The sequence below is a fragment of the Paenibacillus pinisoli genome (assembly GCF_003605435.1).
GTDB classification, from domain to species: domain Bacteria; phylum Bacillota; class Bacilli; order Paenibacillales; family Paenibacillaceae; genus Pristimantibacillus; species Pristimantibacillus pinisoli.
Map to the genome: position 1 here is coordinate 772,363 of NZ_QXQB01000004.1, position 15,962 is coordinate 788,324.

Annotated in this window: 11 protein-coding genes; all 11 read left to right on the forward strand. The window is 52.8% G+C overall.

Annotation, left to right across the window (positions count from 1 at the left end):
* Positions 1–16: 16 nt before the first annotated feature.
* Positions 17–616 carry a 3-isopropylmalate dehydratase small subunit gene (gene leuD, locus D3P09_RS20855; protein WP_120113302.1) on the forward strand — a complete coding sequence of 200 codons (600 nt, stop codon included), beginning with the start codon at positions 17–19 and terminating at the stop codon, positions 614–616.
* Between the two features lie 157 nt (positions 617–773).
* Positions 774–2,207 (forward strand): N-acetylmuramoyl-L-alanine amidase, encoded by a 1,434-nt coding sequence (locus D3P09_RS20860; protein WP_165867518.1) that lies wholly within the window; start codon positions 774–776, stop codon positions 2,205–2,207.
* Between the two features lie 19 nt (positions 2,208–2,226).
* Positions 2,227–2,826, forward strand: a complete 600-nt coding sequence (locus tag D3P09_RS20865; RefSeq protein ID WP_120113304.1) for a GerMN domain-containing protein — start codon at positions 2,227–2,229, stop codon at positions 2,824–2,826.
* Positions 2,827–2,874: 48 nt separating this feature from the next.
* On the forward strand, positions 2,875–4,971 hold the full coding sequence (locus D3P09_RS20870; protein WP_165867519.1) for an S-layer homology domain-containing protein: 2,097 nt from the start codon (positions 2,875–2,877) through the stop codon (positions 4,969–4,971).
* A 162-nt stretch (positions 4,972–5,133) separates the two neighbouring features.
* A complete protein-coding gene (gene nth / locus D3P09_RS20875) occupies positions 5,134–5,829 on the forward strand; it encodes an endonuclease III (protein WP_120113306.1) in 696 nt (231 codons plus the stop codon).
* Positions 5,830–5,835: 6 nt separating this feature from the next.
* Positions 5,836–6,108, forward strand: coding sequence for an NAD/NADP transhydrogenase alpha subunit (locus D3P09_RS20880; RefSeq protein ID WP_120113374.1), 273 nt, complete (start codon positions 5,836–5,838; stop codon positions 6,106–6,108).
* Positions 6,109–6,129: 21 nt separating this feature from the next.
* A complete protein-coding gene (locus D3P09_RS20885; RefSeq protein WP_243644330.1) occupies positions 6,130–9,825 on the forward strand; it encodes a dynamin family protein in 3,696 nt (1,231 codons plus the stop codon).
* Positions 9,826–10,141: 316 nt separating this feature from the next.
* The gene (locus D3P09_RS20890; RefSeq protein ID WP_120113308.1) at positions 10,142–11,944 is read left to right on the forward strand and encodes an ABC transporter ATP-binding protein; all 1,803 of its coding nucleotides are present in this window, start codon (positions 10,142–10,144) and stop codon (positions 11,942–11,944) included.
* On the forward strand, positions 11,941–13,764 hold the full coding sequence (locus D3P09_RS20895) for an ABC transporter ATP-binding protein (RefSeq protein WP_120113309.1): 1,824 nt from the start codon (positions 11,941–11,943) through the stop codon (positions 13,762–13,764). The genes D3P09_RS20890 and D3P09_RS20895 overlap by 4 nt, the downstream gene beginning before the upstream one ends.
* Positions 13,765–13,919: 155 nt before the next feature.
* Complete coding sequence (purT, locus tag D3P09_RS20900; RefSeq protein WP_120113310.1) at positions 13,920–15,104, forward strand: formate-dependent phosphoribosylglycinamide formyltransferase; 1,185 nt, start codon at positions 13,920–13,922, stop codon at positions 15,102–15,104.
* A 12-nt stretch (positions 15,105–15,116) separates the two neighbouring features.
* Positions 15,117–15,395, forward strand: coding sequence for a YqkE family protein (locus tag D3P09_RS20905; protein ID WP_120113311.1), 279 nt, complete (start codon positions 15,117–15,119; stop codon positions 15,393–15,395).
* Positions 15,396–15,962 lie beyond the last annotated feature (567 nt).

Genomic DNA, 15,962 nt, shown 5'->3' on the forward strand with positions numbered 1-15,962 from the left:
GAGGGGATTATCATCCATGGAAGCTTTTAAACAATTAACAGGCATCGTTGCTCCGGTTGACCGGGTCAATGTAGATACAGACGCAATTATTCCCAAACAATTTCTGAAGCGTATCGAGCGCAGCGGCTTCGGCCAGTTTCTGTTCTTCGAATGGCGCTTCCACGAGAACGGTGACGTGAACGCCGATTTCGAGCCGAACAAACCTCGTTACCAAGGAGCTTCCGTTCTGATCTCCAGAGCGAACTTCGGCTGCGGCTCGTCCCGCGAGCATGCGCCATGGGCGATTCTGGATTACGGCTTCAAGGTTGTAATCGCACCGTCTTATGCGGATATCTTCTATAATAACTGCTTCAAAAACGGCATTCTGCCGATCAAGCTGAGCGAAGAGCAAGTGGAAGACCTGTTCCAGCGCACAGCGAAGCATGAAGGCTACAAGCTGAATGTGGATCTGGAGAACAAAAAACTGACTGACGATTACGGTCTTGATCTCGCATTCGATCTTGACGAGCACCGCCGCCAGTTCCTTCTGCAAGGTCTGGACGACATCGGCCTGACGCTTCAACATGAGGACAAAATTGCAGCTTACGAGCAAAAGCACGCCGCTCGTCTTGGCTAATAGACACTACGAAGAAGAGGACATACCGACTGAAGAAGGAGGTTGTCCTCTTTTTTCCTCTATACGCAACTTTTTCTGACACCGTGCGTCTATACAAGTGTCCTTGTATGTCGAATGATCACATTCGATGAAGGAAATTCAGTCATCGAGGTGGGAAATGAAAAAGTCTGTATCCATTATGTTGTTGATGTCGTTGCTGTTCACGATGTTCGCGTCCGTCGGACATGCTGCCAGCGTGCCTCCGAAGCTGTTCCTGGAGGGCAAGCAGTTAAAGTCTGATGTGGACCCGAAGATTGAAAACGGTTCGACGCTCGTTCCGCTAGCCATATTGTCCGAGGGGCTAGGCTATGAAGTGGAATGGGAACCCGTCATGAAGAAAGTGACCGTCAAAAACGACAGCACAGTCATCGAGCTGATTATCGGCGAAGCAATGGTGAAGGTAAACGACGTAATAATGGACATAGCCGCCAAGCCGCAGCTGATGAATCAGAGGACGATGGTGCCTGTGCGGGCAGTTGGCGAACTGCTTGGACTGGAATTCGAGTGGAAGGCTGCCGAACGCGAAGTACATATGTTCCGCATTCAGCCAGAACAGCCGGAACAGCCTGCGGAGCCTAATCCGACAGAGCCTGAAAAGCCAAAGCCGGTAGGGTACATAACAGGTGTCTCGATGGACGAGCATTCTGTCATCACGATCACCCATACGGATGTGCAGAAACCAGGCAAGCCTCTTGTGCTGGACAACCCTAAACGTCTTGCTTTTGACTTCAAAAACTCGACGTTCGAGCCTTACTTCAATGGGGAGACAAGAGTGGAAGTGGCGGAGAATCCGCTTCTGACGGGCTTCAGGTACGCTCAGTTCCAGTTGAACCCGCTTACAGCGAGATTGGTTATTAACATCGGGGACGACACGGGTTATGTGGTGACTGAATCGGAGAATGCCATCCAGATTGCGCTCATGCCTTCTGCGGAAGTTCCAGCAGAGCCTGAGAAGCCGGCAGATCCGGAGCCGCCTGTAACTACGCCGCCAGGTGAAGGCAACAATGGCGCTCAGTACACAGTCGTGCTGGATGCCGGACACGGCGCCAAAGACCCTGGCGCGTACAGCAAGCCTATGAACCGCTGGGAGAAGGAATTCAATCTGAACGCCGCTCTTAAGCTGAAGGCTGAGCTTGAGAAGGACAAGCGTATCAAAGTCCTGATGACCCGTTCAGACGATACGTTCCTCGAACTGGCGGACCGTATCAAATTTGCGCAAGACAATAAAGCCGATCTGTTTATTTCGATCCATGCCAACAGCTATGACAAAACATCCGTGAACGGTTCGGAAACGTATTATTACCGCGACAACAGCAAGGCGCTGGCAGATTTTCTTCATCCGTATGTGCTTGCAGGCACAGGGCTGAACAATCGCGGCGTGAAGAAAGCGGCATTCAAGGTCATCAAGGAAACGACGATGCCTGCCGTGCTGATTGAAGCCGGATATTTGTCTAACGAAGGCGATGCGAAAGCCCTTTTCACAGATTCCGTGCAGAGCAAATTCGCTGCGGAAGTAGGCAAGGGAATTAAAGCATATTTGAAATTGAAATAGAGAGCGGGGGTTCAGGTTGATGCATAAAACCGGACATGCCTTACGAGTGTTGATCGCTTCATTTGTTGTTATTGCCGCGCTATCGGGCTGCGGCGCTCAAGAGAAGACTAACGTGGACACGCAAGGCGGCGTCGGGGCATCCCCTACAGCTGAATCAACCGGCGGACCAACGAGCGAACCGGAGGAGAGCGGGAATGAGCCTTCTCCGGTTCCTTCCAGTCCTGCATCATCGGATGGACTGGAGATTACGATCTATGCAACAGACGCCGAGCTGGAAAAAACGCTGGAGCGAAAAGTAGCGATCCCGAATGCGGGAGAAGCGGATATCGTTAAGTCCGCACTGGCTGAATTGCAAAAGGATGCCGGTGACGGCAGCGTTTCGTTATGGAAGGACGTACATATACTGGCCGTCACTCTCAAAGACGGCATCGTTACGGTGGATATTCATATTCCGGACGAAGCCAGATTGGGCGCGCCTGGCGAGCTTCAGATGGTGGAGACGCTCAAGAGCACGCTGTTCCAATTCTCATTCGTGGAAGGCATCGACATTCTTGTCGTAGGAGAAGCGGTTGAGAGCATGATGGGCCATGTCGAACTGGATCATCCGATCGTTCGATAAGGATTTACTACTGAATTAATGAGGATATCGACAAAGGAGACGACTTGGATGCCAATTGAATTGTGCTGGAAAAAAATTATGACAGGCGCGCTAGCTGTTACTCTCGTAACGGGCAGCGCTTCTGCTGTTTTATCTTCACCGGTTGCCGTACATGCCGCTGCGCTTACGGCTTCTACACCTTTTTTGGATGTGAACGCGGGCCACTGGGCTGAGAAGCACATCGCCAAGCTTTATTTCCAAGGTATCATTGACGGTTACAAAAATACGGCCGACGGCACTTCGACGTTCAAGCCGGAGAAAAGCGTTTCCCAGCAGGAAGCAGTATTGATGGCGCTGCGTTTTGCAGGTCTGATTGATCAAGCGCCAACGAACTCGTTGATTATTTTTGACGAGTCTTTTGTCGTCAGCGAGTTTTTCAAATCCTACATTGAGCTTGCCTTCAAGGAAGGTTTGCTTGACCGCGAGGAAGAATACGCGCTGGCGAAAGCGGATACCGCAAATGCATGGGGCTCCAAGCCTGCAAGCCGCGAATGGGTTACGAAATTGATTGTGAAGGCGATTGGACAGCAAGCGGTGGCGAACCAGCTCCAAAATGCAGCTTCGCCTTTCCAGGATGCTTCATCCATTAGTACCCGCTATAAAGGATTTGTAAACGCAGCGTTCCAGCTTGGTCTGGTGAAAGGGATGACGGAGACGACATTCGAGCCGGCTAAGACTATTACCCGCGCAAGCTTGGCAACACTGTTCAGCAGAGCGCAATCCAGCTATCCGGTTGACTATGAAGGCCAGCAATCCGGTGTTGTATCCGATCTGACAAGCACAAGCCTGACGGTATACAATGACGGCAAAGAAACCACTTATGCGCTGGATTCCAATACGGTATATTTCCATTTCAATTCCGAAAAGCCGATTACAAAGGATCAATTGCTTGAGTATGGCGACATTTCGGTAATCGGCAAGGACGGCAAGGCTCTGTATGTTGAGGTGGAGAGCGATACTCAGCATACGAAGACGGTTGCTGGCACTTTCGACCGTTATAATGCAACGGACAAAACGTTCTATGTATGGATTGACAACAAGGCACAGCTGTTTACGTATGACGAGTCCTTAGTTGTCGAAGATGCGGACGGCAAGACCGTAGCGATTGATACGATCAAACGCGATGCGAAAGTAACGATCGTTCAAGATACCTTCCGCAAAGAATCGCGTACGCTGAAGCTGACGACAGCGGTTGCTCCGAATACGACGACAATTAGCGGCATGGTTCAGAATTTGGACAAAGAGTCGATTACCATTTTGCAAGACGGCAAAAACCTGGTATCCAAGTTCCTGGACAAGAGCGTAACGGTGCAAATTGAAGGGCTTCCGAACACATCCGTAAGCGATCTGATCCCTAAGGTAGACGTTGTGGAACTGTCGATTAATGCGAATGAGCAAGTAGTAGCAATCAAGGTTCAGAACCGTCAAATGAATAAAATTACGGCGGCGCAAATTATTAATCGTGCTCAGGATGACAAATTATTAACGGTAGTAGATTCCAACGGCAAAAACGCACAGGCACTATACATTACAGACGCTACTAAATTTGTCTATAATGGCGAGACAATGACGCGCAATGCCGCAATGATATTGCTTAGTCAATTCAAGAGCATTGATATCAGTTACTCGCATAATAACGTGATCATTCTAGAGTTCGTGGACAAATATAAGGGCGAGCTTGTGACCGTGAATGAAACGGACCAGCAAGTAACGATCAAGATTCCTAGTGGAGATTTGATTACAGTCCCTTATACCAGAGCTTATATTGACCTGAAAGACAAGCCGTCAGCTACCCTAAGCGACTTGAAGAAGGGCGCAACGGTTACCCTTGATCTGGTGTATGATCAGTTCTTGATCTTCCAAATCAAAATTCATACGAATGTTCAATACGAGATTGTATCCGTAGACTCTGTGAACAAGAAATTGAAAGTCAAAACCGGTACGGAAGCGGCATTCGAATTATCTACAACTGACATTGAGATCCTCAAAACCGATGGCACGAAAGGCGCGTTCAGCCAATTCAAAGCCGGCGATCGCGTGAACGCATCGTATGCAGGTTCGACGCTGGAGAAGCTGCAAAGCGTCACAACTTCTTCCAACGGCTAGGAAAATTTCCGCTTAAGCCATTATTCCTATAAAAGCAGGAACGTTTTGTGAAAAAAACTGCCCCAAGGGGCAGTTTTTTTATGGAATTATGCGGATTTATAGTTGCGTGCCGTGTCAAATTTCGTTACACTTTGAACGATAGTGTTAAACTGGAGGGCAATCATGAGTGCGAAGCAGAAGATGCGTCATATATTGGATACGATAGCAGAGATGTTCCCGGACGCGCATTGCGAGCTGAATCATGACAATCCGTTCGAGCTCACCATTGCCGTGCTGCTCTCGGCGCAATGCACGGACGAGACGGTCAACAAGGTGACAGCCGGCTTGTTCCAGAAGTACAAGACGCCCGAGGATTACCTCAGCGTGCCTCTGGAGGAGCTGGAAGGCGATATTCGCCGCATCGGGTTGTTCAGAAGCAAAGCTTCCAATATACAGAAGTTATGCCGCATTCTGATTGATAAGTATGAGGGTGAGGTTCCAGCCAGTCACGAAGGATTGACCGAGCTTCCCGGTGTCGGGCGCAAGACGGCGAATGTCGTAATGTCCAATGCTTTCGGCGTACCGGCCATAGCGGTCGATACGCATGTCGAGCGAGTGTCGAAACGGCTTGGCGCAGCTAAGCCCGATGATTCGGTGCTGGCCGTCGAGCAGAAGCTGATGAAGCTTGTTCCGAAAGAGGAATGGACGATTACCCACCACCGCCTTATTTTTTTCGGACGATATCATTGCAAGGCACAAAACCCGCAATGTCCCGTATGTCCCTTGCTGGATATATGCAAAGAAGGAAAAGCGCGTATGAAGCCAGCGGTTAAGACCAAAAATAAAACTAAAAAAACTAAATTAGCCAATGAAGGATGATGAATGATGAAATGCATTTCCGTGTATACAAACAACTTTGAGCTTTTTTCCGATATTTACGAGCAAGTTTTGGAATCCCCGCCGCAAGAAAATGAAGATATCGTAATCGAAGGTATTACCGTAAGCGGATCTGGCGATGTGCCTGATCAATACATTGACCGTATGCGCTCGAAGCCTGAAGTTGTCGTCATGAAGGAGAAGGAACGCAACATTATGATTCTCCAGCATGGCAATGTATTCGAAATCTGCCTGCCGAATGACGAAGAGGAAGCCGTCTAGGATTCTCAGGAGATGACAGTGATGACGGTACAAGGCATAGCGGAGGCACTTCGGACCGCAAGCGCAGCCATGACCGAGGCAGGAGACCATATACGCGCGCGGCAGGCGCGTGAGCTGACAAGTAAGCTGACCGAGGGTCGGCTTACTGTTGCGTTATGCGGACATTTCTCGGCAGGCAAATCAACGCTCGTCAATCGGTTGTGCGGGGCTCAGCTGCTTCCGTCCAGCCCGATTCCAACGAGCGCTAACGTCGTTTCGATTCGCGGCGGCGAGCGGGCTTATGCGGAAGTAGAGAAGGTAACGGAAGAAGGCACAACGATTCAAGCGGAAGTGCCGATTGACGAGCTTGACCAATATTGCGTGGACGGCGAGCGGTATACGTCTGTGTCGATTGTCTACCCAAGCGAGCTGCTGGGCAATCACACGGTGCTGCTGGATACGCCGGGCATTGATTCGACGGACGATGCCCACAGGATGTCTACGGAATCGGCGCTGCATCTTGCGGATGTCGTATTCTATGTAATGGATTATAATCATGTCCAATCCGAGATTAACTTTGCATTCGCAAAGGAACTGAAGGATTGGGGCAAGCCCTTATACTTTATTGTCAATCAGATCGATAAACATCGCGATCGGGAGCTTAGTTTTACTGATTATCGCAACAGCGTGGAGGATGCGTTCCAGGCATGGCATTTGGAGCCTGCGGGTATTCTCTATCTGTCGCTCCGGAGACCGGAGCATCCGCATCATGAATGGAATAAGCTTATTGGCCTGTTCGGCAAGCTGGCTGAGCAGCGCGAAGAGCTGTGCTCATACAGTGTGGACGCTTCACTGAGACATTTGGCGGAAACCCACTTGAAGTGGCGCGACGAGCTTCAAGAACCCCAGCGCGAGCGCCTTATTGCGGAGGCTGGCGGAGAAGAAGCGATGGCTGCAGTGTCAGGCGAGCTGCAAGGGCTTCGTAAGCGGATCGGCGATCTGGCCGCTCAGCAAGAGGTGTATCGTGCAAAGCTGCGCCAGGAGCTTCAATCGGTGCTGGACAATGCCAATATTACGCCTGCGCCGCTGCGCGACTTGGCTCATGCCTTTCTGGAAAGTCGGAAGCCAGGCTTTAAGACCGGGCTTTTATTCGCGGGAGCGAAGACAGCGGCAGAGCAGGAGCGGAGACTCGAAGCGTTCCGCGCGGAGCTTGCGAGTCTCGTAAGCGCGGCGATCGAATGGCATGTCAAGCAGCTGCTGCGAAAGGCCGCAGAGTCTGCTGGCTATAGCCAGGAGAAGCTGGAGGCTAGACTCGCTGGCGAGCTGTCATGGTCGCCGGACGGCACCTGGCTGATCGGCAGGGTGAAGACTGGCGCCGTTATGGGCAACGAATATACAATGACGTTCAGCAAAGATCTCGCAGCAGACATTAAAAGCGTCTATCGGCAGCGTGCGCTCGACGTGATCGACGAGCTGGCTGCCAGCGCATCCGCGGCAAGCGATGCGGAGCGCGCGGAGGCAGAGCAGCGGCTGTCGGAGGTGGAGAGTCAGGCCAAAGCCATCCATGAGCTGGATCGGCTGACAGGGAAGCTGGAGCAGGAAGCTGCTGCGTTGCGCGGCATTCTGCCGCAGCCGGCTAATGCGCCGTCGCTGCCGAGGCCTGATGCAGCGGACCTCAGCGGCGCACCGCTGCAGCTAGGAGCTGCTGCGGCAGAGCAAGCGCATGCCTCGCAGCCAGCTCCGCAGGCTGGCAAGGAACGGCCATCGAGCCAGGTGGCGGCGACTATCGAGGCTGGCGTTCACCGCAGCGGCGAGACTGCTCCGAGAGCGCGAGAAGAAGCGGTTCGCTCCAAGCAGAGCGAGGCGGCAGGCAAGCTGATTCATGCAGCCGACCTGATCTCTTCGCAGGCAGCGCTTCGTACAGCTGCTCTAGCCATGCGGGAGAAGGCTGGGCGACTGCAGAGCAGCCGCTTCACAGTGGCCTTGTTCGGCGCGTTCAGCGCGGGCAAGTCGTCGCTGGCGAACGCGCTTATCGGCGATGCCGTATTGCCGGTATCCCCGAATCCGACGACTGCGGCGATTAACCGGCTTATGCCGCCTACAGCGGAGTACGGGCACGGAGAGGCTCGCGTAGTCATGAAGAGCAGGGAGGCTGTGCTTGCGGATCTGCGCTACTCGCTAGCGCTTCTTGGCGAGCAAGCATCCGAGGCCCATATGCCGAATGCCGCATCTATTCTGAAGGCGATCGACAAGCTGACGCCCGAGTCTATCGGAGCAGGAGGACGGCCTCACTACAGCTTCCTGCGTGCGGCGCGCCAAGGCTGGGAGCAGAATGAGGCGCTGCTCGGCCAAGAGCTGAAGACGGATCGGACGGAATATGCCAAGTACGTCGCCGAGGAGTCCCGTTCTTGCTTCGTCAGCGAGATTGACTTCCACTATGAATGTGCGCTAACTTCCGAAGGCATTGTGCTCGTTGATACGCCGGGCGCGGATTCGGTCAATGCCAGACATACCGGCGTTGCGTTCAACTATATTAAAAATGCGGATGCGGTCCTGTTCGTCACTTATTACAATCATGCCTTCTCGCAGGCCGACCGCCAATTCCTTGATCAATTGGGACGAGTGAAAGACCAGTTCGAGCTGGATAAGATGTTTTTTGTCGTCAATGCAGCGGATCTGGCTGCCGACGAAGAAGAGCTGGAGGGCGTACTTGCGCATGTAGAGGCCAATCTGCTGCAGCATGCGATCCGTTCGCCAAGGTTGTTCCCGGTCTCCAGCATCGAAGCGCTTGACGGCAAGATGGATGCCGATCAGGAACAGTTGAACCGATCGCGCATGCCGCAGCTGGAGTCTGCATTCCTTTCCTTTATTACGAATGATCTCGGACGGCTTGCAGTAGAGTCAGCCTACCAAGAGCTGGTTCGCACGACCGACACAGTAGGCAGCTGGGTGCGCGGAGCCGAAGGCGACGCTTCACAGCGCGAAGCGCAGCTGCGTCAGCTCGCTGATGCCGCCGAGCAATCCGCTGCCATTGCCGATGGGATGGCAGCAAGCGAAATTCCGCATGGATTGAAGCAGGAAATAAACGAATTGCTTTATTACGTCATTCAGAGGCTTCAATACCGCTTCGGCGATTTCTATCATCTGGCCTTTAATCCGGCGTCTCTGCAGGACGACGGCCGCGATCTGCGCCGCATGGTATGGACCTCTTGGCTGGAGCTGCAGCGTCTGATGCAGCGGGAGCTGTCGCAGGAGCTGCTGGCAACCACGCTTCGAATGGAGCGCGCCTTGCATACCGCGCTCAAGAAGATATACGACCGCTGCAGCGAGGAGCTGGCAGAGCTGCTGGCCGATTATCCGCCTGCGCCATATCCGTCTGACAGTGTGCAGGCCCCTCGGCAAGCGCAGGATTGGGAGGCGGAAGGGATGGATGCGAAGTGGCTGTGGAGCCGCTTCAAGTCGCCGCGCCAGTTCTTCGAGGGCGAAGGCAAGACACAGCTGCGCAAGGAGCTGGAGACGCGCATCGCACCGGAGCTTCAGCGCTGGATGGACGGCGTTATTGCGGACTGGACGGTTCATTATGAGCAAGTCTGGAACGTCGCTGCGGGCCAGGCAGGGGGCTTCCTGAAGGGAGACATGGCCGCTTTTGCCGAAGGCAAGCGGGCAACGCTTACGGACAGCGGGCAGCTCGAAGCGCTCAAACAGCTGCATTCGAAGCTGGCGGCGCTGCAAGCGTAAGAGCATATCGCCTGAAAGTTATTGGAATGCTTTCTCGGAATTTCTACTCCGGGAGGGCATTCTTTTTTTTTCACGAATGTCTGAACTGGAAAAAAAGTTTTCGGCGTTTAGTGTGAAATTATGCAAAAACGGAGTAATACGCACATTATGGCAATGATTCGGGACGATTTGGGAGGTTTAACCGTTTCCAATTCCGCTAGCGGGAGTTTAAGCGCTTCTACATAAAAATTCGCAAAATTATCGAATTTGCTCCTCTAAAGCGATGCTGATAAGATTCATTCATGCTTACATAACAGAGATGGGGAGATGGATTTCGTTGGACGTACTGAGGCAATTAAAGGCTTTTTATATGCCGGAGAGAAAGTTCTTAATTGCATCGATCTTGTTTTTGATGGTCGCCACAGCGCTGGGGCTGGTCTACCCGAATCTGCTGCGCTATCTGATCGATGATGTCATTACTCCTCAGAAGTTCGAGCTTGTACCGCAGCTCGCGCTCATAGTCGTAGGAGTAATTTCTTTGAAAGCGCTCAATCAGTTCCTGCATGGGTTTTTCGGCGGCAGATTAGGCAACCGGGTTGCCTTCCGCATGCGCAATGCCTTGTATGACAAGCTTCAGACTTTATCCTTTCAATATTATGACAAGGCTAAGACAGGCGATCTCATGTCACGGCTGACTGCCGATCTGGAGGCGATCCGCAACTTTATCGGCTTCGGCTTTGCGCAAATCTTGAACATGGTGCTGATGATCGCGTTCGGCGGAGCTATGATGCTGTACTTGAACTGGCAGCTGACGCTCATTACGCTCGTGCCGATTCCGCTGCTCGCTATCCTGGCGCTGCGTTTCGAGAAGCTGATCCATCCGGCATTCCGCGAAATGCGCCAAGCGATGAGCAACCTGACAACAGCGGTTCAAGAGAATATTACCGGCGTACGCACCGTCAAATCATTTGCCCGCGAGTCGCATGAAGTGTCGAAGTTCTCCGTACGCAGCGAAGCGTACCAGACGAATCAGGTCGGCGCGGCCAAAATCTGGGCGAAATACTTCCCGGTCATGGAGCTAGTCGCCAACATGAGTGCAGTAATCCTGCTCATCACGGGCGGCATCATGGTCATCAACGGTACTCTGCTGCTGGGCGAATTCGTAGCCTTCTTCAGCTTGATCTGGTACATTATCGGCCCGATGTGGGGCCTGGGCTTCCATATTAACAACTATACGCAATTCAAAGCGTCCGGCGAGCGCGTGCTTGGCCTGCTGAACGAGCATGTGCATGTCAAAAGCATAAAAGACGCCGTAGAGCTGGAAGCGCGCAACGTCAAAGGACATGTCCGCTTCGAGAATGTGACGTTCAACTATCCGGACAAATCCGCAGCGCTGACTTCCATCGACATAGATGCGCCGGCTGGCTCGGTAATCGGCCTTCTGGGGGGGACAGGGTCGGGCAAATCGACCATCATTCAGCTCCTCATGCGGGCTTACAATGTCAAGAACGGCCGCATTATGCTGGATGGCATGGATATCAAAAACCTGGATGTCGAGTCGCTTAGACGCCAGATTGCGCCCGTGTTTCAGGAAACCTTCCTGTTCTCGGCCTCCATCCGCGACAACATCGCTTACGGCATTCGGGACGTAACGCAAGAGCAGATCGAGCATGCGGCAAAGCTGTCCAAGGCGCATGACTTCATTATGGAGATGCCGCTAGGCTATGATACGGTCGTCGGGGAGCGGGGCCTGGGCTTGTCCGGCGGACAGAAGCAGCGTATCGCCATTGCTCGCGCGCTTATCAAGAACCCTCGCATTCTCATTCTGGACGATGCGACCAGCGCGGTCGATATGGAGACGGAGCATGAGATTCAGGCGGGCTTCAAGGAGCTGATGGCGGGCCGCACGACGTTCATTATCGCGCACCGGATTTCATCCCTGCGCCATGCGGACGAAATTATTGTGCTCGACAAGGGGCACATCGTACAGCGCGGCAAGCATGACGAGCTCATTGCCCAGAAGGGCCCTTACCGCGATACGTACAAGATTCAATATGCCGACTTTGTCAGCGAAAGCGACGAAGACCATGACTACGCCGTAATTGATATTCAAGAGCGGAGAAGGAGCAACGCGAAATGAGTGCAAAAGCATCCGCCAAAGGGCGAAGCCGCAATGAACGCTTCGTCTACCAGGACGACGAGGCGATCGAAAAGCCGTTTAACTGGGCGCAGCTGCGCCGTCTTTATACGTATATGAAGCCTTACAAGCGAGAGCTTATGCCTGTCATCGTCATGATGATCATCGGCACGCTGACCAGGCTTGCGATACCTTTCTTGATGCTCTATGTGATCGACCACATCCTGGATCCGGCGAAGGGCTCGCAAAGCACAGGCATGCTGGCGGCGATCGGCGGTATTATGCTGGCGCTCTACATTGTGCAATGGGCGTCCAACAGCTACCGAATCAAATACACCAGCATCATCGGGCAAAAAGTCATCTTCGACCTGCGCCAGCATCTGTTCCAGCACATACAGAAGCTGTCGTTCCGCTTCTATGACAAACGTCCGGCAGGTTCTGTACTCGTTCGTGTCACGAATGATGTCAATGCGCTGCAAGACTTGTTCACCAACGGTGTCGTCAACCTTCTGATGGACTGCATCCAGCTAATAGGCATTGTCATAATCCTGCTCGCGCTGAACTGGAAGCTAGGTCTGGCGGTCATGATTACGGTGCCGATCATGTTTGTCGTATCGACCTCCTTGCGCAAGCGGATCCGCTTCGCTTGGCAGGATGTGCGGATGAAGCAGTCGCGGATCAACGCGCATTTGAATGAAAGCATTCAAGGGATGAAGGTTACGCAGGCTTATGTGCAAGAAAAAGACAATATGGCATTTTTCAATCATATGAATACGGACAATATCAAGTCGTGGAACAAAGCGTCCGCGCTGAACCAAGGGTTTGGCCCTGTCATTGAGGTGACGGCTGCCATTGGCACATGCATTCTGTTCTGGTACGGTACGCATTTGATTCAGACACAGGCGATTACGATTGGTTTGCTGTTCGCTTTCGCCAACTACATCGGCAACTTCTGGGAGCCGATCAACCGGCTCGGCCAGATGTATTCCCAATTGCTGATCGCGATGGCATCCTCGGAGCGGATCTTCGAATTTATCGATGAAGAGACGACGGTTGCAGAGCGCAAGGATGCAAAGCCGCTTCCTGCCATCAAGGGCGATGTCAAGTTTGATGAAATCATATTCGAATACGAGAAGGACAGACCGGCGCTGAAAGGCGTCAGCATCGACGTCAAGGCGGGGCAATCGATCGCCCTGGTAGGCCATACCGGATCGGGCAAAAGCACGATTATCAACCTGCTGTGCCGCTTCTACGACCCCGTTCAGGGGCGGGTGCTCATCGACGGCATCGACATTCGCGACGTGACGATTGAGAGCCTTCGCTCGCAGGTCGGCATCGTGCTGCAGGATACGTTTATCTTCGCGGGCACGATTCGCGACAATATCCGCTACGGCCGCTTGAACGCGACTGATGCGGAGACTGAGGAAGCTGCGAAGGCGGTGCATGCCCATGATTTTATTATGTCGCTTCCGGACGGGTATGAGACTGAAGTAGAGGAGCGGGGCAACGTATTGTCCATGGGACAGAGGCAGCTGCTGTCGTTCGCCCGCGCTTTGCTTGCGGATCCGCAAATTCTCATTCTCGACGAAGCGACGGCGAGCATCGATACCGAGACTGAGCTGAAAATTCAGGAAGCTCTGAAGACGCTGCTGGCTGGCCGTACGTCCTTCATGATCGCCCACCGCTTGTCGACGATTCGTCATGCGGACGATATTATCGTTCTTGACCATGGCAAAATTGTAGAGCAAGGCAATCACGAAGCACTAATGACGAAAAAAGGCGTATATCATGGCTTGATTGAAGCGCAATATCGTTATTTATAGTCCCAAAAGACGAACGTTTCTGCACTTATCTATTGGTTTGTATTGATTTTTCGCCAAAGAACCTCCACAATGGAAGAAAAGCGTTTTTGTCTGAATGGGCACTCGGTTATTCGAGGCGAAGCAGGCGAAGATGATCCAGGAGGTTCTTTTTCTATATGTATGGCTCGCCATTAACATCGAACGCTCGTAAAGTGCTATTATTGGGATCGGGAGAACTGGGCAAGGAAGTCGTGATGGAGGCGCAGCGTCTTGGCGTGGAGACGATCGCAGTGGACCGCTATGCTAACGCGCCGGCGATGCAGGTTGCGCATCGCAGCTATGTCGTCGATATGCTGGATGGAGAAGGCATTCGCCGCATTATCGAAGCGGAGAAGCCGGATTACATCGTGCCGGAGATTGAGGCTATCGCAACAGAAACGCTTCTGGCGCTGGAGAGCGAAGGCCACCATGTTATTCCGACTGCAAGAGCTGCGCGCTTGACGATGGACCGTGAAGGCATCCGCCGCTTGGCGGCCGAGACGCTGGGCTTGCCGACGGCGCCGTACCGCTTCGCCGATACGCTGGAGGAACTGCGTGAAGCCGCGGATGCGCTTGGTTATCCATGCGTGATCAAGCCCATTATGAGCTCCTCGGGCAAAGGCCAGAGCGTATGCCGTTCTGAAGCGGAACTGGAGAGCTGCTGGAATTATGCGATGGAAGGCGGACGCGCCAAGAAAAGCCGGATTATTGTAGAAGGCTTCGTTACTTTCGAATCAGAGATTACACTTCTGACCATCCGCTCCGTGAACGGAACAAGCTATTGCGCTCCGATCGGCCATGTTCAGAAGGATGGGGATTATATTGAATCGTGGCAGCCGCATGACATGACAGAAGCGCAAATTCGCCAAGCGGAGCAGATTGCTTGCCGTATAACCGGCGAGTTGGGCGGCTACGGACTGTACGGCGTGGAGCTGTTCCTGACAAAAGACGGCGTACTGTTCAGCGAAGTGTCGCCGCGTCCTCATGATACAGGCATGGTCACGATGGCAACGCAAGATCTGTCGGAGTTCGCGCTGCATATCCGGGCCATTCTGGGATACCCGATTCCAACTATCCGGCTGCTGTCGCCAGGCGCTTCGCATACGCTGAAGGCGGACCGGGAATCTCAGTCGTTCCGCATTGGCGGGCTGGAGGATGCGCTTGCCGTGCCGAATACGCAGGTACGCCTGTTCGGCAAGCCGGAGACGAAGGTCGGCCGCCGGATGGCTGTTGCGCTCAGCACAGCCGCAGATACAGAATCGGCGCGTGCTCTTGCGCGCAGGGCAGCAGAATCGCTGCATATTCAATACGACAACGAGTAGGTGAGGCAAGAGATGGGCAAGAAAAACAAACAGAGACAGCCGCAGCCAAAGCGCAGCGGCGATCAGGAGCGGTCGGAAGCAACCGGCGCTACCTTGAAGGATTTGCTGGGCGCAGATACGCTGCAGAAGCTGAAGGCGCAGGCAGATGAGCTGAAGACTGCAGAGGCTGAGCGCAAGGAGAAGCAGCGCTTACAGGAAGAGGACGCGAAGCGGCAGGAGAAGAAACGGCTTGAAAGCGACTTCGCCTATTTGCTGGAGAACAGCGACAGCAACTGGAGCAAATATAAATAAGATGTATGAGCTGTCTCAAGAGCAGGAAGACACATAAAGGCAGCTTGCTTGATAGAAGAAGCGGCAAAAATGAGGCGGTGCCAGGGTGTTATCCCTGCACCGCCTTTTTTGGATTTGTCCTTCTTTGGATTTGTCCTTCTTTGCAATTTAGGGGAAGTGTCCATTAGTTTCGAGCCATCACTTCGTTACAATTCCGTAGTTTCGGCGCGATTTATGATGCATAGCACAACGATTTCGCATTGGGGTGAGATACCCGAGTATTTAACGTTGCTCCATACTGCTATTCTTGCAAGTCTGGCCTTTTTGTCGGTTATGTTTATAGTCCTTGCCTCCAGTTAGCGGAAATTAAACTAATTGCTATAATCGGTAATAGCTAATTTATGTGCACGTAACGGCTGTAACCCGAAAAAGTCGGCATAGAGCATAAAAAGCTGCGTCTGTGGACTTCTGTCAAGAAAGTAGACACCAATTAAGCGACCTGTTGTTGCTCATAGTACCTTTTTTCGCGCAAATGTGGAGTTAAGTAACCGATTGAAGAATGAATACGGATGCGATTGTATTCCAACT